The organism is Paractinoplanes atraurantiacus (assembly GCF_900215205.1).
GTDB classification, from domain to species: Bacteria; Actinomycetota; Actinomycetes; order Mycobacteriales; family Micromonosporaceae; genus Actinoplanes; species Actinoplanes atraurantiacus.
Map to the genome: position 1 here is coordinate 293016 of NZ_OBDY01000009.1, position 21499 is coordinate 314514.

Here is a 21499-nt window from a genome sequence, read left to right on the forward strand (position 1 = left end):
GCCGAACACCGACACGGTCATCGAAAGTTCATCAAGCCACCCGGGTCAGACGCAGGTAGTTCCGCCCCACGGCGTGACGAGCACCACGGGGCTCGACCCGCAGCCGTACCGTCGCACCCGGTCCGAGATGGACCGGAAGGTCCGGACTGCCGGTCCAGTCGAGTTGCGCCCGAACCGTGTGCGTCCCCGGCGGCAGCGCCAGCGAGATCTCCCGCCCGCAGCGGACGGCGCCCTTCACTTCCCCGTCGACGACGATCTGAAAGGCCCGGGCACGGTCGAGCCACGCCCCAGCGGGCCGCTCCACAGTCAGCGTGGCGATAACGGTCATACCGACGATGCTCCCACCGGAAGCGCTCTCCCGCAGAGTTGCGCTCGTGGGACACCGTTCAGGCATGCCAGGTCAATGGAGTGCTCTCGCGGCCGCGGTCGGCGCCACCCTCGCCGCGCTCGTCGGCGGCGTGCTGGGCGGGATCATTTCGCGCCGGCACGAGGCCGGACGGTGGAGCCGGGATCAGCGGATGGCGGCCTAACGATCAACGCCGGTGAGCAGCGCATCGACCGCCCCGCGTGGACGGCGTTGCGGGACGCGCTCGAGCGCGAGGTCCTCGCCTTCGTCAACGTCGCCCGCGTGGAGCTGGGAACTCCTGGCCCCTCACTACCGGCACTGTGGGGCCGACCGGTGAACTAGTAGGCGACGCCGATCGTGTGGCGGATGGTGATGGGGTCGGTGACGCAGTGGAGCATCTGGTGGGCGACGTCGGCCCGGGAGATGGACGTGCCGCCGCGGACGTTGCGGTCGATGGCGGTGCGGTATCGGCCGGTCAGGGGCTTGTCGGTCAGGCGCGGTGGGCGGCTGATCGTCCACTCCAGCGGGCACGCCATGACCGCGTCCTCCATCGTGGCCAGGTCCTCGTAGTGCGTGCGGAACATCGTCTTGGCGAAGCGTGCTCCCAGATGCCGCATGAAGAAGCCGTCGCCCGGGTCGTGGCGCGGCGGGTGGGGTCGCGCGGGTGACCGGACGGTGCCCATCGGGGCGGCGCTGACCACGACGAGGCGGCTGTCCTCCGGGGCCGCCTCGATGAGCGCCTGGGTGCCCCGGGTGGCCACTCCCGCTTCGGCGTTCGTGCGAGGGCCCAGGCCGGACAGGATCGCGTCGGCGTCCTTGAGGGCTTCGGCCAGGGCGAACACGTCGGGCCGGGCCAGGTCGGCCGGGACGGCCCGGACGGCTTCGGTGATCTTGTCGGGGTTACGGACGACGGCGGTGACGTCGTGGCCGGCGGCCACGGCCTGCCGGAGGAGTTCGCGCCCGATGCCGCCGGTTGCGCGACGTCGATCTCGACTGCCTGCACCTGATCGTGCGCAACGGGCCGTTCTCCCCGAGCGCGCTGGCCAAGGCGGCCGGGCTGCCGCCGGCCACGGTGACGGGCGTGCTCGACCGGCTGGAGAAGGGCGGCTGGATCGTCCGCGAGCGCGACGGCGCCGACCGCCGGGCGATCCAGGTGCGGATCGTGCCCGAGCGGGGCGCCGACGTGCTGCGGCAGTTCCGCGGGATGATCACCGCGGTGGAGGACATCTGCGGGTCGTACAGCCCCGAGCAGCTCGAGGTCATCGCCGACTTCCTGCGGCGCACGGCCGAGGCCGGGGCGGGCGAGGCCGAGCGGCTCAGTCGGTGAGCAGCTTGCGGACCTCGCGCTCGGTAGGGGCATCGACGACCTCGCCCTCCTCGTAGGCCTCGATCACGCGCGGGTCGACGTAGGAGGCCCGGGCCACGGCCGGTGTGTTGCCCAGCAGCTCGGCCACCTCCTTCATCGCGTGCGAGACCGCCTTCTTGCGCTTGGCCTTCGTCGGCTGCGGGCCCACCTCGGCCAGCTCGGCCGCCGCCTTGACCGTGCCATGCCAGGTGCGGAAGTCCTTCGCGCTCATCCGGTCACCGCTGATCTCGCGGAGGTACTCGTTGATCTCGTCGGCGTGCACCTCGTGCCACTTGCGGCCCTCCCAATAGGCGAACAGACGCCCGGCGCCACGCCGGCGCCGCTTGAGGTCCTTCAGCACCGTGCACACCTCGCCGTCGTCCACCGACCCCGAGTGCTCGACGCCCGACTTGCCGGTGAACTCCATCAACACACAGCCACCGCTTGTCCGAATGTGCTCAGGCCGCAACGTGGACAATCCAAAGGACGGGTCTTCCTCCCGTACGGCGTATTGGTCGCTCCCGATCCTGAACATGTTCATGTCGAGCAGCGTCACGATCGACGCCAGCACCCGCGACCGGCACAGTCCCCGGCCCGCGGTCAGGTCGGCCCGCAGCCGGTCGCGGATCTTCTCCAGGCGCGCCGCCACCTCCAGCGCGTGATCGAACTTCTTCTCGTCCCGGGCCGTCCGCCAGTCGTCGTGATAGCGGTACTGCTTGCGCCCGGCCGCGTCGATCCCGGTCGCCTGGATGTGCCCACGCGGATCCGGCGAGATCCACACGTCCTTCCAGGCCGGCGGGATGACCAGCGCCTTGATCCGCGCGATCTCGTCCTCGTCCTTCAGGACCGCGCCTGCGGTGTCGAGATAGGTGAAGCCCTTTCCCGCACCGCGCCGCCCGTAGCCGGGCTTGCCGAGGTCAGAACGCCGCAGCCGCATCGAGCACCTCGGCCGGTGTCACTGCGAGCAGGGCGGGATGCACGCCGGGCTCCATGCTGTCGCCCGGCTCGCTCTTGATCCCATGCCAGATGCTTCGGTGGTACGGACGGTCCGGCGGCCCCCAGCGCTTCGGCGACATGGGCCCGAACAGCACCACCGACGGCGTGCCGTAGGCCGACGCCAGATGCGCGATCCCGGTGTCCCCGCTGATCAGCAGCCGCGCCTTCGCCACGAGCCCCGCCAGCTCGCCCAGCCCCGTCCGCGGCACCGCCGCTCGGCCGAGCCCGGCCGACTCCGCCACTTGCTCACACAGCGGCCGCTCCGACTCGGAGCCGGTGATGACGACCCGATGGCCGGACGTGGTCAGCGCGGACGCCACCTCCGCGAAACGCGAGGCCGGCCAGCGGCGCGACGGGGACTTCGCGCCCGGGTGGATGATCGTCACGCCGGACGGGACGTCCACGTCGGGGACGGTCAGGGACAGGTCGGACTCGTCCGCGGGCACGCCGTAGTGGCGCAGCAGACGGCACCAGCGATGCACCTCGTGGTCCTCCTCGTTCCAGGTGGGACCGTCGAGATGCCCGGCCGGAGCGCTGGCAAACGCCCACAGCTTCGCCGGTTGTGTCGCTTGCAGCAGCCGGTGCGATTCCGGGCCGCTGCCGTGCAGGTTGACCGCCACCTCGGGCGCGTCGCGATCCCACCGCAGCGGCGACAGTCCCGCCGCGGGGATGACCTCGTCCACCACCCCGGTCAGCTCGATCAGCGGGATCAGCCACGTCGGGGCCGCGAGCGCCAGCGTGCGCTCCCCGAAGGCGCCGCGGAGCCCGCGCAGGGCGGGCACCGCGGTGGCCAGATCGCCGACGCCGAGGGCGCGAAGGGCGAGGATCACGGGTACGAGCTCTCCTGCTCGGCGGCGATGACCAGCTCCCGCACCGCGCATCCGGCCGGCTGCTGGAGGGCGAACAGGATGGCCTTGGCCACGTTGGCCGGGTCGTTGAGGATCGCGTCCGGGCCCGGCTTGTACTGCTCGTCGCGCTCGTCGAAGAACTTGGTCCGCATGCCGCCCGGGACGACCAGGGTGACGTTGACCTGCCCGGCCAACTCGGCCGACAACGCGCGGGTGAAACCCACGACACCGAACTTCGCGGCACAGTACGCGGTCGCGTCGCTCACCGCCTTGACACCCAGCGTCGACGAGATCGTGACGACACCGCCGTGCGACTGCTTCAGCGCCGGGATCGCCGCCCGGATCACCGCCGCCGTCGACAGCAGGTCGATGGTGACGATCCGGTCCCAGACCTCACCCGGAATGTCGGCCAGCGCCCCCGGCACGTCCATCCCGGCCGCGGTCACCACCCCGTCGAGCGACCCGCCCGCCTCGGCGATCGCCTGCCGCGTAGCCGCCTCGGCCGCGCGGGTGTCGGCCAGGTCGCAGTCGATCCACGGCACGTCGGCCGACGGCTTCTGCCGGTCGATGACGATCGGCCGCCCGCCCGCCTCGAGCACAGCGTCGACCACCGCGGCACCGAGCCCGCTGGATCCACCCGTAACGATTACTGCGTCCATGTCTCTTTTCCTCATCTCTAGGACGTCGCGGAGCGGGCCGCGGCGATGGTCCGGGTGGTGGAACGGCCGTCCAGGTAGGGCACGATGACGGTCTGCCCGCCCCAGCGCTTGACGAGTTCGGCTTCGGGAAGCTCCGGGCCGCCGTCGGCGTAGTCGCCGCCCTTGACCCAGACATCGGGCCGCAGCCACGACAGCACCGACTCGGGGGTCGGCTCGTCGAACACGACGACCGCGTCGACGCAGTCCAGCGCCGCCAGCAACCGGCTACGGTCACGCTCATTGGTCAGAGGCCGTTCGGGACCTTTGAGCCGCCGTACGGAGTCGTCGCTGTTCAGGCACACGATCAGGCAGTCCCCGAGCTTGCGGGCCGCCTGCAACGTGGCCAGGTGCCCGATGTGGAGCAGGTCGAAGCAGCCCCCCGTCGCGACGACCGTGCCACCACGAGCTCGCACGTCCGCGAGGAGCTTCCCGGCCTCCGTGGCACCGACCCGTTCCGACTCTTCCGATTTGTCGCCCAAGGGGAGGGTGGCGTCGGCGGAGGCGGAGCCGGGAGTTCGGGTGGCGCCGGAGGAGAAGGTGGAACGCGGCAGCGCGAGCGCGGCAGTGACGCCACCCCCGGCAACGTATGCGGAAGCCGCCGCGACCGCCTCCTGCACCGCTTCGGAGACCAGGGCGCCCGAAGCAAGGGCCAGTGCTGCGGTGGCGGCGAAGCGGTCGCCCGCTCCGCACGTGTCCCCGTCGGACACCGAAGGGGCCGGGACCACCAGCGGGGTCGGGCCCGAGTGGCACAGGACGGCGCCCTCGCCGCCGCAGGTGACCACTACCGCGCCGGCCCGCCAGAGCTGGCGCAGATGGTGTCCGCCGCGCTGCGCGACGGTCAGGGTGGAACCGCCTCCGGCGTCGCCGCTCATCCTGCGTACCTCGGAAGCATTGGGGGTGACCAGACGCGCGTTGGGCACCGGGGCCGGACCGTTGGGATGTGGATCCCACACGATCGGCGCCCTGACCTCGCCCAGCGCGCGACGGATCTCCTGATGCCGGGCCATCCCCCGGCCGTAGTCGCTGACCAGGATCGCCGACGCCGAGCCCAGGACCTCCAGCGCCGCCGCCGGTGCCTCCCCCGGCTCCTGCGGCGAGCCGCCCCGGTCCAGGCGCAGCAGCACCTGCCCGTCCGCTCGCAGCCGCACCTTCTCCGGGGTCGCCCCTGGCAGCGGCAGCGCGTACACCCGTACACCGGCCTCGGTCAGCAGTTGACTCAGCCGGGCGCCGCCTTCGTCGTCCGCGAGCGCCGTGACCAGCGCGACCTCGTGCCCTTGGCGGGCCGCCAGCAGCGCCGCCAGGCCAGCGCCGCCCGGGCGGTCTTTCACCTGCCGCTCGTCCAGGACCGGGGCCGGCGCGTCCGGCGCGATCCGGGTCACGCTGCCCTCGACGTCCTTGTCGAGCAGGGTGTCGCCGACGATGACCAACAGCGGGCTCATACGCCCACCCGCATCTGCTCGCCGATGATCTCGGGGGTGTCGGCGAAAGGGCGGACCACCGCCGGCAGGGTCGCGTCGATGTACTCGCACATCAGGTGGACCGCGAGCAGATGCAGCTCCTGGACCACCTGGCTGTCCGGTGACGGGCACCGCAGCGCCTCGTCGCTCGCGTCGGCCAGCGGGTTCGGGCCCTCGCCGGTCATCGCCCACGTGCGCATGCCGCATTCCTTGGCCGCGCGCACCGCCGCGATCAGATTCGGACTGCGCCCGCTGGTCGACAGCGTGATCAGCACGTCGCCGGGGCGGCCGTGGGCGCGGACCTGCCGGGCGAAGACCTCCTCGAAGCCGTAGTCGTTGCCGATCGCCGTGACCGCCGACGAGTCCGGGGTGAGCGCGATGGCCGACAGTGGCATGCGCTCGTCGCGGAGCCGGCCGACCAGTTCGGCCGCCAGGTGCTGGGCCTCGGCCGCGCTGCCGCCGTTGCCGGCGACCAGCAGCCGGCCGCCCTGGCCGAGGTGCCAGGCCAGTTGGCCACCCCACCGCTCCAGCCGGCTGGCGACCGCCCGGAAGGGGACGATCGCGGCGGCCAGCGCGGTCAGATGCCGATCAACAGGGGAAGGGGACATCAAGCAACCGCCTCACGGGTGGGTTCGGGGGTGACGCCGGCCGCGCTCGCGTAGACGGCGGCGAGCCGTCCGGCGATCCGGGGCCAGGCGTAGGAGTGCACGGCGCGGTCGACCGCGGCCGCCGCATAGGAGATGCGCCGCACATCGTCGGCGAGGATCTTGCGCAGGGCGACGGCGAGGCCGGCCGGGTCGCGGGCCGGCACCAGGTCGCCGGTGACGCCGTCGACCACGGTGTCGGTGAGCCCGCCGACGGCCGAGCCGATCACCGGTACGCCGCAGGCCATGGCCTCGAGCACGGTCAGCCCGAACGGCTCGTACCAGGGCGTCGCCGCCACCACGTCGGCCGAGCGGTACCAGGCCGGCATGTCGTGGGCCGCGACCGCGCCGGCCAGCCGCACCCGGTCGCCGACCCGGCAGTCCTGGGCCAGGGTCAAGAGCTTCTGCGCGTACGGGTCGGAGTCGATCCCGGCCAGCGAGGGCCCGCCCACCACGACGAGCTCGGCCCGCGGCACGCCGGGCAGCGCCCGGATCAGGTCCTCGACGCCTTTGCGCTCGACCAGCCGGGCCACGGTGAGGATCCGCGGCCGTTTGCCGCGGGGCACCGACGGCCCGTCCGGGCGGAAGCGGTCGGTGTTGACGCCCGAGGGCACCAGCGACATCTGCGTACGCGGCACCCCGAGCCTGATCAGCTCCTGCACCTCGTCCTGGCACTGGACGATCACCCGGTCGACCGCCCGGCCGAGCTCCCGCTCGTAGGCGATCCGCCGCGGCGGGCTGGTGTCGGCCGCGCCCTGGTGGCGCCGCTTGACCGAGCCCAGGGCGTGGTAGGTCTGCACGACCGGCACGTCACAGGCCCGCCCCGCGGTGACGGCCGCGAGCCCGCTCATCCAGAAATGCGCGTGGACCACGTCCGGCCGCCACTCGGTGCGCCAGTCCGCGGCGAGGCATTCGGCGAACTGTCCCATGTAGGGCAGCAGCTCGTCCTTGGGCAGCGCGGTGGCCGGCCCGGCCGGCACGTGCACCACCTCGAACAGCGATCCCACCGGCACGACGGCCGGCAGGTCGGGGTCGTCGCGGCGGGTGTAGACGCGGACCTCGTGGCCGTCGGCGGCGAGCGCGCCGGCGAGCTCGGCCACGTGCGCGTTCTGCCCGCCGGCGTCGATGCCGCCCAGGGCGGCGAGCGGGCTGGCGTGCTCCGAGATCATCGCGATGCGCATTTTTCCTCCTCCAGCAGCCGGTCCCAGTCCGCGAGGAACCGGTCCAGGCCGTAGCGGGCCAGCGCGACCTGGCGGGCCCGGGTTCCGAGGCTCCGGGCGGCCTCGGCGTCCTCGAGCAGCCAGTGCGTGGCCTCGACGAGCGTGCTGACGCGGGTGTCGAGCACCCCGGCGTCGGGTGGCACCGCGGCGACCGCCTCGGTGGTGGCCAGGCCGACCACGGGCATGCCCATCTGCATGGCCTCGATGAGGCTGAGCCCCAGCGAGGTCCAGCGCGTGAGATGCAGATAAATCCGCCGTCGGGCGACTTCTGCGTGCATGACGTGCTGGGGCGGGTCGTCGTAGGGCGTGATCCGGGGTCCGCGCAGTCCTTCGACACCCATGCCGAACACGTCCAGCGGCGCCACCGCGGCGAACCGCGGGAACAGGTCGGTGCCGGTGACCCGGTTCCGCCGGATCGGCTCGTTGGTGACGATCGCCAGATGGTCGACGTCGCCGCTCCAGCGGGCCGAAGGCTCGACGATCCCATGCTCGATCACCGTGGTCCGCGTGCCGCCGGTGTCCCAGAACAGCTCGTTGAAGTCGGTGACGTGGGCGACGATCAGGTCGTCGCGGTCGGCCATCGGATGCCAGCTGTTCGGCACGTCGCCCTTGGGCGTGTTGTGCTCCACGTAGATCACCGGCACGCCGCGCGGCACGAGCTCCAGCTCCTCGGGCCGCTGCACGATCGCCACGTCGACGTCGCGGATCTGATCCAGCGGCAGTTCCTCCACCGTGGCCGGCCAGTCGAAGGTCTGCGCCCGCCCGCGTCCCATCGCGTCACGGGCGTCGTTGACCGGGATCAGGTAGCGGTGTTTGCCCTGGACGAACGAGGTCGTCCAGGATCCGTGCACGTGCCAGAGCAGAATGTTCACGCTGCTACCTCGGTGCGCTCGTGAGCCCCGGCGGCGAGCAGCCGGACGGCCGCCACCACCCGCTCGGGCTCGATGTCGGACAGGCAGGGATGGCCGGCGATCGGGCAGACAGTGGCCCGGCTGTCCCGGCAGGGCGCGCCGGCGTCGCCGAGCCGCACGTTCGGCACCCGGTAGGGCCCCCACTGTCCGTAGGGGACGGTCGGTGCGTAGAGGCTGACGACCGGCGTGCCGACCGCCGCCGCGAGGTGCGCCGGCCCGGTGTTGCCGACGACCAGACAGCTCGCCCGCGCCAGGATCTCGGCCATCTCTGTCAAGGAGGTCCTTCCCACTTCGACCCCCACACCCCCATTGACGTACGCGGCCAGCGCGCGCTCGCCGTCGCCACCGGTCACCAGGACCCGGTGCCCGCCGGCGGCCAGCGCGGCCACGATCCGCCGCATGGTCTCGGGCGGGCACGATCGCGCCTCACAGCTGGCACCGGGATGCACGACGACGTACTCACCGCCGCCTTCGTGCCGCACCCCGGTCACCCGCAGGCTCCCGTCATCCCCCGGCGGCAGCCCGAACCCGGCCGCGGCGGCGACGCTGCGCGCCCGCTCGGCCTCGGGAATCCCCGCCGGCACCCGATGCCGGACGTCGAGCAGCGACCCCGGGTAGTCATCGCTGATCGCCGTGATCCGCCCGACCCCCGCGATGCGCAGGAGCAGGGCGAGCGGCAGCGCCGACTGGTGGAACGAGGTGAAGACAACGGCTTCGTCCGCGCCCACTTCACGCAGCCGCTCGGTGAGCGCGGCCATCTCCTCCGCGTCGACGGCCCCCGGCTCAGCGTCGATCCAGGGCAGCCGCCACTCGACGATCTCGTCGACCCCCGGCAGCAGCTCGGCCGCGCCTCGCCCCCGGGGCCCGCAGAGCATCACGACCCGCCGGGCCCCGTGCGCAACAGCCCGAATAGCAGGCCCGGTAACAAGCACATCCCCAGCCGAGTCAGCCCGCACGACAAGCACAGTCCCCGCCGCCACACCACGGGGCACCGGAACGATCCCGGTCAGCGCCGAGCCGGCCCCGCCAGGCCGTGGGGTAGCCGCGCCCGGCGTAGGGGTGACCGCGCCCCGCGTGGGGGTGGTCGCGGCCGGCGCGGAGGTTGTCCCGGCCGGCGCGGGGCGGGGCGCAGGGGTGACCAAAGCCTCGCGGCGCAGGATCAGGTCGGCCGCTCCGGTGAGGGTCGAGGCGACCGCGGGGGCGGCGGCGATCTCGGGAGGCAGCGTGACCGGGGTCGGCACCAGCACGCCGGCGGCGCCCGCGGCCAGGGCGGCGCCCATGTCGCGGCCGATGTCGCCGACGACCACGCAGCGGGCCGGTGTCGTGTCCAGCGCCTCGGCGGCCGCGATGACCAGGCCGGGCGCGGGCTTGCGGCAGTCGCAGCCGGCGGTGTCGTCGTGCGGGCAGATCTGCCAGGTGTCGAAGCCGCCGAAGATCTCGTCGACCCGCCGGTTCACGGCGGCCAGCTGATCGGCGGTGAACCGTCCCCGGGCCAGCCCGGACTGGTTGGTGATCACGCCCAGGCGCAGCCCGGCCGCGCGCAGCCGGTCGACCGCCTCCCGCGCGCCCGGCATGGGCTCCACGAGGGACGGATCACCGTTGTACGGCACGTCCACGACAAGCGTGCCGTCCCGGTCGAAGAGCACAGCGTCGAACAGCTCGGTCACCGGCCCGCCCCCACCGGCACCGCGGCCCCCACGAGCGGCTCCGCCTTCCGCCACCGCCACGCCCCGCGCAGCCAGTGCCCAACAGCCACCGGCGGGATGACCGCGCTGGTGACGACCATCGTCCCCACCTCACGCGGCGTCCGGGGCCCCGGCGCGATCCGCGCCGCCGCGAACTCGGCCGTCCCCGCGCCCCAGACCAGACCGCCCACGATCGCGGCCGCGCTCAGGACACCCCGCCCCCGAGACACACCCGGCGAGACCCGCCGCGCCGCGCCCGAGGACACACCCGGCGACAAACGCCGAACCGCGCTCACAATGTGCGAAGCGCCCCGCGAGGCGCCCGGAGACACGCGGCGCGTGGCTACCAGGGCCGCTGTGGCGGCCAGGGCGACAGCGCCCGCCGCCGCGATCGCCGCGTGGCGGGAGCGGCGGCCCGGGGGGATCTCCAGCTTGGAGCGCCACTCCGGGCCGTACAAGCGGCGCAGCAAGGCGTCGTCGGCGTTGCCCCGCTGGGTGCGGACGCTGACCCAGGGGCTCTCCGGGCGTACCGGATGGGTCACCGTGCGGTGGCCCCGGACCAGGGTCCAGCCGTCTCGGCGTACACGGAAAGCAAGATCGGCGTCCTCCCGGAAAGCCCTCGGCAGACGCTCGTCGAAGCCGCCGGCCTGTGTCAGCGCGGCCCGGCGGTACGCCATGTCGGCGGTGATCCAGGCGCCGTCGGCCAGGGCGGCCGTGACCCTCTCCCAATCCGTCGGGCGGCGGTCGGACGGCACCGGCACGCGCAGCGAACCCTGCACGCCACCGACCTCGGGGCCCGCCGCCTCCAGATCGCCACGCAGACGAATAATCCAGTCCGAATCGGGCAATACGTCGTCATCGAGGAAGGCGATCCAGTCGCCACGAGAGGCCCGGACGCCGGCGTTGCGGGCCGCCGCTGGACCACGCGCGGGTCCGGCGACGACACGCGAGGAAAGCGCCAGCGGCGGATGCGGCGCGGGCCGGTCGTCCACGACGATCAGCTCCACGTCGGGCGGCAGGGGCCCGAGCGCCGCGAGGAGGGCGGCCAGGCTGGGACGCCCCAGCGTGGGTACGACTATGGAGATCACGCGCCGAACGCCTTCGCGCGGTGGACGGCGAACGGTCCCATCGCGAGCAGGTCGACCGGCGCCGAGCCGAACAGTTCCATCGCCTCGCGCGGCGTGTCCACCATCGGGCGGCCGGCCGTGTTGAGCGAGGTGTTGACCACCACGGGCAGGCCGGTGAGCCGCTCGAATTCGGCGATCATCTCGTGCACGAGCGGCTCGGTGTCGCTGTGGACGGTCTGCACCCGGGCCGTGCCGTCGACGTGGGTGACCGCCGGGATGCGGTCCTTCCACTCGGGCTTCACCTTGTGCACGAACAGCATGTACGGGCTCGGGTAGACGCCGGAGAAGATGTCGGCGAAGCGCTCGGCCCGGACCATCGGCGCGATCGGGCGGAACTGCTCGCGGCCCTTGACGTCGTTCATCCGGGTCTGTGTGTCCTTGTCGCCGGGGTGGGCGATCAGCGAGCGGTGGCCCAGCGCGCGCGGCCCGTATTCACTGCGCCCCTGGTACCAGGCGACGATGCCGTTGTCCGCCAGCACGCGGGCCGCTTCGGCCGCGATCGACTCGGGCCGGGTGTACGGCAGGGCGGCCCGCTTGAGCTCCGCCTCCAGCTCCTCGTCGCTCCAGCCGCGGCCGAGCGCGGCCGAGCCGAACGTGATGTTCTTCCTGCCGATCGCGAGGGCCGCGCCGAGCGCCGTGCCGGAGTCGCCGGCCGCCGGCTGCACCCACACCCGCTCGTACGGGCCTTCGGCGGCGATCCGGGCGTTCGCGACGCAGTTCAGCGCCGTACCCCCGGCCATGGTCAGGGTCTTGGGGCCGCCCGCCGCCTCGTACGTCCATCGGGCCAGGTCGAGCATGACCTCCTCGAGCCTGGTCTGGACGCTGGAGGCGAGGTCGGCGTGGGCCTCGGTCATCTCGCCGTCGGCCGTGCGCGCCTTGGCCAGCGCGTCCCAGTCGATGCGCTCGACGGTGAAGCCGCCGTCGTCGTTGGCGTGGACGAGCTCGCGGAGAAGACCGAGGAACTTCGGGCTTCCGTACGACGCGAGCGCCATCACTTTGTATTCGTCGCTGGAGTGCAGGAATCCGAGGTGGCGGGTCAGGTCCTCGTAGAGCAGGCCGAGCGAGTGCGGCAGCTCCTGGCTCTTGAGGATCTCCAGCTCGCCCCCGCGGTAGGCGCCGGCCAGGTGGCTGGCCACCTCACCGCGCCCGTCGAGCACGAGCACCGCGCTGTCCTCCGGCACCGACAGGCCGGCCGAGGCGGCGTGGGCCACGTGGTGCGGCACGAAGGTGACCTGCGACGGGTCGAGGCCGGGCAGTGCGGTGGCGAGGAACTGCGGCGCCCGGCGCGCGTAGTCGACGCGCATCGCGTCGGACGGGTCGCTCACACCGAGGGACGAGAGGTCGCGGGTCAGCGAGGGGTCGAACGAGTAGGCGACCGCGTCGAGGTCGTCCGGGCGCAGGCCGGCCTCCTCCAGACACCAGGCCGCGGCCAGCTCGGGCAGCTCCCACGCGGCGAACGGGACGGGCCTCTTACCGTGCTTGCGACGGCTGAACCGCTCCTCCTCGGCGGCGGCCACCACGCGGCCGTCGACGATCAGCGCGGCGGCCGGATCGTGGAAGATGGCGTTGATTCCCAGGACACGCATGTGGCGCCGGATACCCCCGCTCCGGAGAAGTACTCCCATGATCATTGACTTCTCGAAAAAATAAAAAGTGGCCCTCTACCTGCACTGATACGATGTTTGGAAAGCTTGCCCCTGGGCAAACGCCCGCACATGTATGACGTGGAGCAACATGTGGCCGGGGTCTGGAAACCGGGCAATTCGGGCCACAGACTGACCGTCGTGAACCCCGCCGACGGCAACGCGGTGACCGTCGTCCGGCTCTCCTCCGACAGCGACGTGACCGCGGCCGTCGCGGCCGCCCGCGAGGCCGCGACAAGCTGGGCGGCCACCGCCCCGGCGGCCCGCGCGGCCGCCCTGCACGCCGCCGCGAACGCCCTCGAGGCCGGCGCGGACGAGCTCGCCGAGATCATGAGCGCCGAGATGGGCAAGCCGGTCGACGGCGCCCGCGAGTCGATCGGCGCCGGCGTCGGCACGCTGCGGCAGTACGCCGAGCTCGGCCCGACCCACCGGGGCCGCACGCTGGCCGGCGACGACGGCGCGATCGACCTGATGGCGTACGGGCCGCGCGGCGTGGTCGCGGTGATCACCCCGTGGAACGACCCGGTCGCGGTCGCCTGCGGCCTGCTCGGCGCGGCCCTGGTCACCGGCAACACCGTGGTGCACAAGCCGAGCGAGCGGACCCCGGCCACCGGCTGGCGGGTCGTGCGGCTGCTGGCCCCGCACTTCCCGCCCGGGGTGCTCAACCTGGTCAACGGCGACGGCTCGGTCGGCGCCGCCCTGGCCGCCTCCGCGGTGGACGTCGTCGCGCAGGTCGGCTCGACCGCGACCGGCCGCTCGATCGCCGCCGCGTGCGCCCGCACCGGCGCCAAGGCGCTGCTGGAGAACGGCGGCAAGGACCCGGTGATCGTCGACGCCGGTGTGGACCCGGCCTGGGCCGCCCAGCAGGTCGCGCTCGGCGCCTTCGTCAACTCCGGGCAGATCTGCGTCGCCGTCGAGCGCGTCTACGTGCACCGCGACGTGGCCCCGGCCTTCCTCGACTGCCTGGCCACCGAGGCCGACACCTGGGCCGCCCAGATCGGGCCGATGGTCGACCGCCGGATGCGCGACGCCGTCGACGAGCAGGTGCAACAGGCGGTCAAGGACGGAGCCCGGGCCGTACGCGGTGGCGCCGTACCCGCCGGGCCCGGCGCCTACTACCCGCCGACCGTGCTCGCCGACTGCACCGACGACATGACGGTGATGCGCGAGGAGACGTTCGGCCCGGTGGCGCCGGTCATGGTCGTCGACTCGTTCGACGAGGGCCTGCGCCGCGCCGCCGACTCCCCCTACGGCCTCGCGGCCACCGTGCTCACCACCTCGATGAGCCACGCCCAGCGGGCCTGGCGCTCGCTGCCGGCCGGCACGGTCAAGGTCAACGCGGTCTTCGGCGGGGCTCCGGGCGGCGCCGCCCACCCGCGCCGCGGCAGCGGTCAGGGGTTCGGCTACGGCCCGGAGCTGCTCGACGAGATGACGGCGACCAAGGCGGTCCACATCGAGGCGCCGCCGTCGGGCTGGTAGCTACAGCCTCCGCAGGGCCGCTTCCACCTCCGGCGGGAGCGGCCGGCGGTGGTTCAGCGCCCACGGCAGGTCCCTTGTCACCCCGAAAACCGATCGAGGGCTTCGCCGTACGGCGGTGAGCAGCGTCCGCCCGATCACGGGAAGCGGGCGGCGGAGCACCGCGGTCAGCACCCGGTTGCGCGTCTCCCGCCGGGCCCGCGCTCCGTTGTCCCGGCCCGCCGGCTGCGGCAGGTGCCGGACGGTGAGCTCGGGGGCGTACGACAGCTCGTACCCGGCGGCGGCGAGGTCCATGGCCAGCAGCGCCTCCTCGCCGTACACGAAAAGTCTCGGCTCGAAGCCGCCGGCGGCCAGGAAAGCGTCCCGCCGCACGATCACCGAGCAGGCGAGGAAGCCCAGGATGGACGGCCCGGCGGTCCCCCGGCCGAGCGGGCTCGCGGCCATCTCGGCCGACACCGGGTCGAGCCGGCCCTCCGGCCCGACCAGCACCCGCGCCGCCAGCAGGGCGACCCGGGGATGGGCGTCCATGATGTCGGCGGCGCGGGCGAGGGAGCCGGGCGTCCAGTACGAGTCGTCGTCGGCGAAAGCGACGTAGCGGGTGCGTGCCCGCTCCACCCCCACATTGCGGGCGGCGGCGCCGCGGTTCGCGTCCAGGCGGACCACGTCGACGCCGGGCAGAGCGGGCAGCTCCTGGTCGGAGGCGTTGTCGACCAGGATCGTCCGGGCGCGATGGCGGGGCATGGTCTCGCGCAGCCGGTCGGCCCGGTTCCGGGTGGCGACCACGACGGTGACGTCGTCGGTCTCCACCGACAATTGATTGGTGTCCAGCGACATGGCGGTGCGCTTACCCCGTACGCAAGTTTCTTAGAGCTGTCCTTTCAACTCTTTCGAGAAGAAATCGAAGAATCCGTCGGGATCGGGGCCGGCATTCATCAGAACGATGTGGTCGTATCCCGCGTCCGTGTATTCCTTGACCGATTTCAGGTACGGTTCGGGGTCCGGGCCGTGCGCGAACTTCTCGGCCACGTCCTCGGGCCGCACGGTCGCCGACGCCGCCTCGAAATTGACCGGATTCGGCAGTTCGGCCATCACCTTCCAGCCGGTGACACCCCAGCGGCTGGTCTCGTGCGCGGCCTTCACCGCCGCCTCCGCGGTCGGCGCCCACGCGACGGACACCTCGGCGTACTTGGGTCCCTTGCCGCCACTCTTGGCGTACGTCTCGACCAGATCCTTGCGGGGCTCGGTCACGAACAGACCGCTGCCGTGGGTGGCGGCGAGTTCGGCGGCGTCGTTGCCGCCGGCGGCCACGGCGATGACCGGCAGCTTCTCCGGCAGGTCGAACACCTGCGCGTCCTCGAGTTGAAGGTGCTTTCCCTCGTACGACTGGTAGCCGCCCCGCCAGAGCAGATTGATGATCTCCAGCGCCTCCACGAGACGCTCGTGCCGGCCCCGCACGCTGGGGAAACCCTGGCCGACGACGTGCTCGTTGAGCCGCTCGCCGGCGCCGATGCCCAGCGTGAAACGGTCGTCGGAGAGGATCGCCAGCGTCGCCGCGGCCTGCGCGATGATCGCCGGGTGGTAGCGCACGGTCGGGCAGGTCACGCCCGTGGCCAGGCCCAGCCGCTCGGTGCGCATGGCGATCGCGCTCAGCACGTTCCAGGCGAACGGCGAATGCCCCTGCACGTCGAGCCACGGGTGGAAGTGGTCGCTGATCTCCACGAAGTCGAATCCGGCCTGCTCGGCGAGGACCGCCTGGCGGATCAGCTCCTTGGGTCCGAAGGCCTCCGCGGCCAGCTTGTATCCGAGTTTCATACCCGTACAGCTTCCCGGCCCGGACCCTCGCAAACGCGCTGGTCCGGGCCGGGATTGCCGCTGTGTCAGGATGCGGCGGAACGAGCCTGGTCCCGTACGTCCTGTGCGTTGTCCTTGGCCGTTGACTTGGTCGTCTGGACGGCGTCCTGGGCCGTCTCCTTGACCTGGCCGAAAGCCTGCTGGGCCTCGTGGGAAAGATCTTCCCGCAGCTCCTGGGTGGCGTCCTTGACCTTCTCGGTCAGGTCGCCGCTGTGCTCCTTGAGGGCGGCGCCGGCGCTCTTCTCGGCCTCGGTGACCGGGATGAGCGTGGCCGCGAGCATGCCGACGCCGAAGGCGATGATGCCGGCCGCGATCGGGTTGCCCTGCGTCTGCGACGCCACCGCGTGCGGCGCCTGTTTGACGGCGTCGGCCGCCTGGTGTGCCTTCTCGCTGGCCACATCCGTCGCCTGCGAAGCCTTGTCGCTGACCGCGCTGCCGACCTGGCTCGCCTTGTCGCTCACCGTTCCTCCTACGTCCGACGCCTTGGACGACGCGGAGTCGCTGACGCCCATGACCTTCTCCTTGACCGCGGTCCAGCGCCGCTGCGCCACCTTCGTGGGGCTCGTCTTCTCGGCGAGCAGGTCGACGTCGCGGGTCAGCGAACGCCGGGTGTTCTCGATGTCCTGCCTCAGCCGGTCGGGTTCTTCAGCCATTGGGCGTCCTCCTTAAGGGTGTCGACGGTGCGGCGGGGCATCGGGTCGACGTTCTTGAGCTTCTTCTTGCCGTTCGCGTAGAGGACAGCGCCGACGATGCCCCAGACGGCGGCCACGATCAGGGCGGCCCACCCGGCCGGCATGACAGCGTCCAGGGCGAACACGGCGGCGAGGCTGAGGAACAGCACCGCCAGGTAGCCGGCGAAACCGGCCCCGCCGAGCATCCCGGCCGCCTTGCCGGCCTTCTTGGCCTCCTGCTGGACCTCGGCCTTGGCCAGCTCCACCTCCTGGCGGAACAGCTGCGACAGGTCGTTGCTGATGTTGCCGATCAGCTCGCCGACCGAGGTCTCGGAGACCTCCTCGGCCCGATTCTGCTGGTACGGGGTGGTCATCGTGGACGCTCCGGACTGTCCACCACGTACTCCTGGTGCACCGACGGCGTGCCGGTGCCGGTCGACGTGTACTCGGTCGCGCTGGCGTAACCGCCGGTGGGGGCCGCGACCGGCTGTGTCGTGGCGGCCGGGTAGCCCGTCGCGTACTGCGCCGTGGTGTCCGTGCCCGAATTCGACACGAAGGAGTCACTGCTCGGCTTGGCAGCATCGCTGCTGCTCGTCTCGGCCTTGGCGACGCTCTTGCCGAGGCGGCCGACGACGAAGCCGGCGGCCAGGGCGGTGGCCAGGAACGCGCCGGGACGCCGGCGGGCGAAGTCCTGCACCTCGCGCAGCACACCCTCGGGACCGTTGCGGTCCAGGTAGTCGGCGAACTGGCGGCCGCCGTCGGCGATCCGGGTCACGACCTGCGCGGCCGGGGTGTCGCCACGGTCGCCGCGCATCTGGTCGAGCTGGTCGGCGGTGTCGCGGATGGAGCCGACGAGACGGTCGTTCTGCGAACGAGCCTGCTCGTTGACCTTGGTCTTGACGTCGGAGGCGAGGTTGCTCACCTGCGTCCTGGCCTCGTCGCCGACCCGGCGGGCCTGCTGCTTGGCGGTGTCCTTCACGTCGGCCGCGGCCTCACCGGCGGCGTGACCGGTCTGGGAGGCGACCTCCTTGGCCTTCTCCTTGGCGCCGCTCGGCTGGCTGGACTGCCCCTCCGACGGGGAGGAATAAGTCTCGGCATAGACCTCGGTCGTATACGCCTCGGTGGGGTACGTCGCCTGGGTCGGCACCTCGACGGGATCGACGGCGCCCGGTCCGCGAACGCCCGATGGCACGTCACTCATGGGTTTCCTCCAGTGGGGATTTCGACGTACATTCAGCTACCCGTGACAGCCCCCGGCCATTCACAAAATCGTCTGCGGAATAGAGCGAATATCCGTGCGCATGATTCGCCGGAAACCGGGTATCGGACCGCTTCTGCCCAGTTCACGGCCGCCTGTTACCCTCGCGAATCGTGAGCGATCTTTTCGGCAGGCGGGTCATCGGCGGGCGCACATTTGATTTCTCCCGCCAGGTTGCGGTGATGGCGATCGTCAACCGCACCCCGGACTCGTTCCACGACCGGGGGCGCACGTTCGCGCTCGACCGGGCGGTCGAGGCGGTCGAGGCGGCGGCCGACGGCGGAGCCGACTGGATCGACGTGGGTGGGGTGCCGTTCGCGCCGGGACCGGAAGTCACGGTGGCGGAAGAGCTCGACCGGGTGCTGCCGGTGGTGGAGGTGGCGAAATCCCGGACGGTCGTCTCGGTGGACACGTTCCGGCCGGAAGTGGCGGCGGAGGTGATCAAGGCGGGCGCGGGGGTCATCAACGACACGTCAGGGTTGCGCGACCCGGCGATGGCGGACGTGGTGGCGGGAACCGACGCTCAGCTGGTCATCACCCACAGCCTGGCGGCGCCGCGGACGCTGTGGCCGAGTCCGCAGTATCAGGACGTGACGGCCGAGGTCGCAGCATTCCTGCGGGAGCGAGTGCGGGTGGCGCTGGAACGCGGCGTACGGCCGAATCAGATCATCATCGATCCGGGGCCGGATCTGAACAAGAACACCCGGCACACGCTCGAGCTGACACGGCGGCTCGGGGAGATCGCCGAGGTGGGGTATCCGGTGCTGGCGGCGGTGAGCAACAAGGACTTCATCGGTGAGACGTTGGATGCTCCGCAGCACGAGCGGTTGGCGGGGACGTTGGCGGCTCTGGTCTTCTGCATCGAGCGGGGGGCTCGGATTGTTCGGGTTCATGACGTTCGGTCGGCCGTGGATGCTGTTCGGATGACTGAGGCGCTGCTGGGGTGGCGAGAACCTGTCTATCTGAAGCACAACATCTAAGTGGGTTGGGCTCTCTTACGCTGGGACGGCGGGGAGCCGGGGGTGCCCACTCGGGCTGGCTGGGGAGCGCTTTATGCCTCGAGTGGGCACCCCCGGCTCCCCGCCTTGCATGGTGATCGGGTGCGGCCAGGATGGTGGTCGGGGGCTGCCGGGTGGGTGGCGGCGGTGGGTGGTCACCTTGCGGCGGTTGTGGGGGTCGCTGTTCGCTGCCGCGCTGTGGTGGGGCCAGGAGTGTTGGTCACGCAGGCACGCTGGGTGGGGGCTGGGCGGCAATTCCAGGCCGGTTGCGCGGGATCGGTGGCTGAGGACCGGCTTGCTAGAGACCTCTCGTGGTGAGGGTCTGGGCCTGATCCACTGTGACGCTTCTGGGTGATCGTTTTGGATGGATGCGTCAGGTCTGCTGGTCACATGCGGTACGGCGATGGCGGTGGTCTGGACCAGGCACAACGTGCTCGGCGGGAACAGGTCCGGGCTCGGGCAGCGGAGCTGTTCGAAGAGGGTGTTTCGGCAGTTGAGGTTGCCGCGATGCTGGAGGTTTCAACGAAGTCGGCGTATCAGTGGCGCCGTGTCTGGGTCGCTTCCGGCCGGTCGGGCTTGGTGTCGCGTGGTGCCAGCGGCCCGGATCCAAAGCTGTCGGATGCGCAGCTGGCCCGGCTGAAGGTCCGGCTGAGCTGGGGCCGGCCGCGGCCGGCTACGGCGAGGACCAGCGGTGGACTTTGGTGCGGGTGGTCGCGTTGATCGCGACGATGTTCCACCTGCGGGTCGGTATCACCACGGCATGGCAGGCGATGCGCCGACTCGGCTACACCGCCCAGATGCCCACCTTCAGGGCGGCCGAGCGTGACGAGCAAGCCATCGCGAGCTGGCGGCGTTACCAGTGGCCGGCGCTAAAAGAGTCGCCGCCCGGCGAGGAGCGTGGATCTGCTTCGCCGACGAATGCGGCCAAACGTTAAGACCGCTCAAGGCGAGCACCTGGGCGCCGCGCGGAATCACCCCGATCGTCGTGGTGACCGCCGCGGGCAACGTCCGGGTGTCAGTAGCCGGGCTGGTCTGTTATCGGCCGGGTGAGCGCAGCCGGCTGGTCTACCGCACGATGACCCACCGCGGCCGCAAAGGCGAACCGAAAGGCTTCCGCGAACACGACTTCGCCCGCTTGCTCGACGCCGCCGACCAGCAGCTACAGGCACCCATCGTGCTGATCTGGGACGGCCTGAACGCGCACAAGTCGGCTCGCATGCGCACACTGATCGCGGCCCGGCCGTGGCTTCGGGTCTACCAGCTACCGTCATACGCGCCGGAGCTGACCCCGGTCGAGAAGATCTGGTCGGCGATGAAACGCAGCCTCGCAAACCTGCCCGCCCGCAATGCCGGCACTCTCGCAGCGGCCGTCAAGAACCGCCTCAAAAAGATGCAATACCGCCATGGCCTGATCGACGCCTACCTCACCGGAACGGGTCTATCACCACCAGCGCCGACCTGACCCTGACCACGAAAGGTCTCTAGACACCTTTCGCGATCAAGGTCTGGCCGGTGACGGTGGAGATAGCCCTGTTCCGGTGAGGTAGCCGTCGATCAGACGAGTGCGGTGTTGCATGCGTTTGAGGCGGTTCTTCGGCGCCACCGGCAACCCGGGCCCGTCGCCACTGATACGCCCATTTGGTCGACACCTCGAGCAATCCGGCGACCACGACCGCCGGCTCACCATCGGCGGATATCCGCGCCGCCTGCTGCCGAACCTGCTCTCGTCGCGCTCGTTCTGCCTGGTCAACGCCGCAGTCATCGCCGTATCGCATGCGACCAGCAGACCGACACCGACCCGCTGAGACGATCACCCGCAGGGCTCACAGTGGATCTGCACCCGACCCCCACCCCGAAAGGTGTCTAGACACCTTTTGGGGTGGGGGTCAGGGCGGTGCTGGTGGAGGTAGACCTGTTCCGGTGAAGTGGCCGTCGATCAGCTCCGGCTCCCGGAAGCCTTTCGGTTCGCCTTTACGCCCGCGATAGGTCAGCGTGCGGTAGATCAGCCGGGAACGTTCGCCGGGCCGGTAACAGCACAGCCCGGCCACCGACACCCGCACGGTGCCCTTCGCGGTCACCTTGACCACGGGTGTCCGGCCTTTCGGCGCCCAGGTGGTGGCCTTATGGGTCTTCAGCGTCTGGCCACACTCGTCGGCAAAGACAATCCAGGCGGTCGCGCGGGCGGCGACTCTTTTACCGCCGGCCACTGATACCGGCGCCAATGCGCGATCGCGGCTTCGTCCCGCTCGATCGCGCGGGGAATGGGCAACTGGGCGGTGTAACCGAGCCGGCGCATCGCCTGCCACGCGGTCGTGACCCCGACCT

General features: G+C 71.6%; 26 protein-coding genes. 7 read left to right on the forward strand and 19 right to left on the reverse strand.

The features are described from left to right. Positions 1 to 31 precede the first annotated feature (31 nt). Positions 32 to 328: a hypothetical protein gene (locus CRP55_RS22425; RefSeq protein ID WP_097322069.1), complete on the reverse strand. Its 297-nt coding sequence runs from the start codon at positions 326 to 328 to the stop codon at positions 32 to 34. Positions 329 to 392: 64 nt separating this feature from the next. Here CRP55_RS22425 and CRP55_RS53180 point away from each other — a divergent pair, with 64 nt between their 5' ends. Next, positions 393 to 530, forward strand: a complete 138-nt coding sequence (locus CRP55_RS53180; protein ID WP_179855289.1) for a hypothetical protein — start codon at positions 393 to 395, stop codon at positions 528 to 530. A 154-nt stretch (positions 531 to 684) separates the two neighbouring features. Here the strand turns inward: CRP55_RS53180 and CRP55_RS22430 are convergent, their stop codons facing one another. Further along, positions 685 to 1284: an NAD(P)-dependent oxidoreductase gene (locus tag CRP55_RS22430; protein WP_245923298.1), complete on the reverse strand. Its 600-nt coding sequence runs from the start codon at positions 1282 to 1284 to the stop codon at positions 685 to 687. Between the two features lie 35 nt (positions 1285 to 1319). Here CRP55_RS22430 and CRP55_RS22435 point away from each other — a divergent pair, with 35 nt between their 5' ends. Next, entirely contained in the window at positions 1320 to 1673 is a 354-nt protein-coding gene (locus tag CRP55_RS22435) for a MarR family winged helix-turn-helix transcriptional regulator (protein ID WP_097322071.1), read from the forward strand. Here CRP55_RS22435 and CRP55_RS22440 read toward each other — a convergent pair. From CRP55_RS22440 to CRP55_RS22485, 10 genes are read right to left on the reverse strand one after another with little or no spacing between them, the layout of a single operon-like run. Next, the gene (locus CRP55_RS22440; RefSeq protein WP_097322072.1) at positions 1663 to 2628 is read right to left on the reverse strand and encodes a DNA topoisomerase IB; all 966 of its coding nucleotides are present in this window, start codon (positions 2626 to 2628) and stop codon (positions 1663 to 1665) included. The genes CRP55_RS22435 and CRP55_RS22440 overlap by 11 nt on opposite strands. Continuing rightward, on the reverse strand, positions 2609 to 3517 hold the full coding sequence (locus tag CRP55_RS22445; protein WP_097322073.1) for a glycosyltransferase family 9 protein: 909 nt from the start codon (positions 3515 to 3517) through the stop codon (positions 2609 to 2611). The genes CRP55_RS22440 and CRP55_RS22445 overlap by 20 nt, the downstream gene beginning before the upstream one ends. Continuing rightward, positions 3514 to 4194, reverse strand: a complete 681-nt coding sequence (locus CRP55_RS22450) for an SDR family oxidoreductase (protein ID WP_097322074.1) — start codon at positions 4192 to 4194, stop codon at positions 3514 to 3516. The genes CRP55_RS22445 and CRP55_RS22450 overlap by 4 nt, the downstream gene beginning before the upstream one ends. Positions 4195 to 4211: 17 nt before the next feature. Continuing rightward, entirely contained in the window at positions 4212 to 5672 is a 1461-nt protein-coding gene (locus CRP55_RS22455) for a PfkB family carbohydrate kinase (protein WP_097322075.1), read from the reverse strand. Then, entirely contained in the window at positions 5669 to 6298 is a 630-nt protein-coding gene (locus CRP55_RS22460) for a D-sedoheptulose-7-phosphate isomerase (RefSeq protein WP_097322076.1), read from the reverse strand. The genes CRP55_RS22455 and CRP55_RS22460 overlap by 4 nt, the downstream gene beginning before the upstream one ends. Beyond that, positions 6298 to 7515 carry a glycosyltransferase gene (locus CRP55_RS22465; RefSeq protein WP_097322077.1) on the reverse strand — a complete coding sequence of 406 codons (1218 nt, stop codon included), beginning with the start codon at positions 7513 to 7515 and terminating at the stop codon, positions 6298 to 6300. Before CRP55_RS22465 ends, CRP55_RS22460 begins: the two co-directional genes overlap by 1 nt. Beyond that, positions 7500 to 8426: a glycosyltransferase gene (locus tag CRP55_RS22470; protein ID WP_097322078.1), complete on the reverse strand. Its 927-nt coding sequence runs from the start codon at positions 8424 to 8426 to the stop codon at positions 7500 to 7502. Before CRP55_RS22470 ends, CRP55_RS22465 begins: the two co-directional genes overlap by 16 nt. Beyond that, the gene (locus CRP55_RS22475; protein WP_097322119.1) at positions 8423 to 10132 is read right to left on the reverse strand and encodes an HAD-IIIA family hydrolase; all 1710 of its coding nucleotides are present in this window, start codon (positions 10130 to 10132) and stop codon (positions 8423 to 8425) included. The genes CRP55_RS22470 and CRP55_RS22475 overlap by 4 nt, the downstream gene beginning before the upstream one ends. Further along, positions 10129 to 11238, reverse strand: a complete 1110-nt coding sequence (locus tag CRP55_RS22480) for a glycosyltransferase family 2 protein (protein ID WP_097322079.1) — start codon at positions 11236 to 11238, stop codon at positions 10129 to 10131. Before CRP55_RS22480 ends, CRP55_RS22475 begins: the two co-directional genes overlap by 4 nt. Then, positions 11235 to 12863, reverse strand: a complete 1629-nt coding sequence (locus CRP55_RS22485; protein WP_097322080.1) for a carbamoyltransferase family protein — start codon at positions 12861 to 12863, stop codon at positions 11235 to 11237. The genes CRP55_RS22480 and CRP55_RS22485 overlap by 4 nt, the downstream gene beginning before the upstream one ends. Positions 12864 to 12992: 129 nt before the next feature. Between CRP55_RS22485 and CRP55_RS22490 the strand changes: the two genes are divergently transcribed. After that, positions 12993 to 14399, forward strand: a complete 1407-nt coding sequence (locus CRP55_RS22490; protein ID WP_097322081.1) for an aldehyde dehydrogenase family protein — start codon at positions 12993 to 12995, stop codon at positions 14397 to 14399. Here the strand turns inward: CRP55_RS22490 and CRP55_RS22495 are convergent, their stop codons facing one another. The 5 genes from CRP55_RS22495 to CRP55_RS22515 form a co-directional block, all read right to left on the reverse strand. Continuing rightward, positions 14400 to 15230: a glycosyltransferase family 2 protein gene (locus CRP55_RS22495; protein ID WP_097322082.1), complete on the reverse strand. Its 831-nt coding sequence runs from the start codon at positions 15228 to 15230 to the stop codon at positions 14400 to 14402. 30 nt (positions 15231 to 15260) lie between these two features. Continuing rightward, complete coding sequence (locus CRP55_RS22500; RefSeq protein ID WP_097322083.1) at positions 15261 to 16208, reverse strand: TIGR03557 family F420-dependent LLM class oxidoreductase; 948 nt, start codon at positions 16206 to 16208, stop codon at positions 15261 to 15263. A gap of 65 nt (positions 16209 to 16273) precedes the next feature. Then, positions 16274 to 16900, reverse strand: a complete 627-nt coding sequence (locus tag CRP55_RS22505) for a DUF3618 domain-containing protein (protein WP_097322084.1) — start codon at positions 16898 to 16900, stop codon at positions 16274 to 16276. Further along, complete coding sequence (locus tag CRP55_RS22510) at positions 16876 to 17292, reverse strand: phage holin family protein (RefSeq protein WP_097322085.1); 417 nt, start codon at positions 17290 to 17292, stop codon at positions 16876 to 16878. The genes CRP55_RS22505 and CRP55_RS22510 overlap by 25 nt, the downstream gene beginning before the upstream one ends. Next, on the reverse strand, positions 17289 to 18119 hold the full coding sequence (locus CRP55_RS22515; RefSeq protein WP_101536208.1) for a hypothetical protein: 831 nt from the start codon (positions 18117 to 18119) through the stop codon (positions 17289 to 17291). Before CRP55_RS22515 ends, CRP55_RS22510 begins: the two co-directional genes overlap by 4 nt. A gap of 170 nt (positions 18120 to 18289) precedes the next feature. Between CRP55_RS22515 and folP the strand changes: the two genes are divergently transcribed. The 4 genes from folP to CRP55_RS22530 all read left to right on the forward strand — a co-directional run bounded on the left by folP (position 18290) and on the right by CRP55_RS22530 (position 20636). Then, positions 18290 to 19156, forward strand: a complete 867-nt coding sequence (gene folP, locus CRP55_RS22520) for a dihydropteroate synthase (protein WP_218854671.1) — start codon at positions 18290 to 18292, stop codon at positions 19154 to 19156. A gap of 408 nt (positions 19157 to 19564) precedes the next feature. Continuing rightward, positions 19565 to 19894: a helix-turn-helix domain-containing protein gene (locus CRP55_RS54835; protein WP_245923299.1), complete on the forward strand. Its 330-nt coding sequence runs from the start codon at positions 19565 to 19567 to the stop codon at positions 19892 to 19894. After that, a complete protein-coding gene (locus tag CRP55_RS54840) occupies positions 19828 to 20109 on the forward strand; it encodes a helix-turn-helix domain-containing protein (RefSeq protein WP_438865808.1) in 282 nt (93 codons plus the stop codon). The genes CRP55_RS54835 and CRP55_RS54840 overlap by 67 nt, the downstream gene beginning before the upstream one ends. After that, positions 20034 to 20636 carry a transposase gene (locus tag CRP55_RS22530; protein WP_097322087.1) on the forward strand — a complete coding sequence of 201 codons (603 nt, stop codon included), beginning with the start codon at positions 20034 to 20036 and terminating at the stop codon, positions 20634 to 20636. Before CRP55_RS54840 ends, CRP55_RS22530 begins: the two co-directional genes overlap by 76 nt. Positions 20637 to 20655: 19 nt before the next feature. On the opposite strand, the gene CRP55_RS56015 is transcribed toward CRP55_RS22530, so the two are convergent. Both CRP55_RS56015 and CRP55_RS56505 read right to left on the reverse strand, forming a co-directional pair. Further along, entirely contained in the window at positions 20656 to 20844 is a 189-nt protein-coding gene (locus CRP55_RS56015; RefSeq protein ID WP_342751565.1) for a hypothetical protein, read from the reverse strand. Positions 20845 to 21060: 216 nt separating this feature from the next. Beyond that, positions 21061 to 21499, reverse strand: a 439-nt coding sequence (locus CRP55_RS56505; protein WP_245923302.1) for a transposase, incomplete at its 5' end; no start/stop codon positions are given.

Bases quoted from the DNA above. Each gene is read 5' to 3' on its own strand.
- CRP55_RS22425 (WP_097322069.1), bottom strand. From the start codon at position 328: ATGACCGTTATCGCCACGCTGACTGTGGAGCGGCCCGCTGGGGCGTGG.
- CRP55_RS53180 (WP_179855289.1), top strand. From the start codon at position 393: ATGCCAGGTCAATGGAGTGCTCTCGCGGCCGCGGTCGGCGCCACCCTC.
- CRP55_RS22440 (WP_097322072.1), bottom strand. From the start codon at position 2,628: ATGCGGCTGCGGCGTTCTGACCTCGGCAAGCCCGGCTACGGGCGGCGC.
- CRP55_RS22450 (WP_097322074.1), bottom strand. From the start codon at position 4,194: ATGGACGCAGTAATCGTTACGGGTGGATCCAGCGGGCTCGGTGCCGCG.
- CRP55_RS22455 (WP_097322075.1), bottom strand. From the start codon at position 5,672: ATGAGCCCGCTGTTGGTCATCGTCGGCGACACCCTGCTCGACAAGGAC.
- CRP55_RS22460 (WP_097322076.1), bottom strand. From the start codon at position 6,298: ATGTCCCCTTCCCCTGTTGATCGGCATCTGACCGCGCTGGCCGCCGCG.
- CRP55_RS22465 (WP_097322077.1), bottom strand. From the start codon at position 7,515: ATGCGCATCGCGATGATCTCGGAGCACGCCAGCCCGCTCGCCGCCCTG.
- CRP55_RS22485 (WP_097322080.1), bottom strand. From the start codon at position 12,863: ATGCGTGTCCTGGGAATCAACGCCATCTTCCACGATCCGGCCGCCGCG.
- CRP55_RS22490 (WP_097322081.1), top strand. From the start codon at position 12,993: ATGTATGACGTGGAGCAACATGTGGCCGGGGTCTGGAAACCGGGCAAT.
- CRP55_RS22495 (WP_097322082.1), bottom strand. From the start codon at position 15,230: ATGTCGCTGGACACCAATCAATTGTCGGTGGAGACCGACGACGTCACC.
- CRP55_RS22500 (WP_097322083.1), bottom strand. From the start codon at position 16,208: ATGAAACTCGGATACAAGCTGGCCGCGGAGGCCTTCGGACCCAAGGAG.
- CRP55_RS22505 (WP_097322084.1), bottom strand. From the start codon at position 16,900: ATGGCTGAAGAACCCGACCGGCTGAGGCAGGACATCGAGAACACCCGG.
- CRP55_RS22510 (WP_097322085.1), bottom strand. From the start codon at position 17,292: ATGACCACCCCGTACCAGCAGAATCGGGCCGAGGAGGTCTCCGAGACC.
- CRP55_RS22515 (WP_101536208.1), bottom strand. From the start codon at position 18,119: ATGAGTGACGTGCCATCGGGCGTTCGCGGACCGGGCGCCGTCGATCCC.
- CRP55_RS54835 (WP_245923299.1), top strand. From the start codon at position 19,565: ATGCGGTACGGCGATGGCGGTGGTCTGGACCAGGCACAACGTGCTCGG.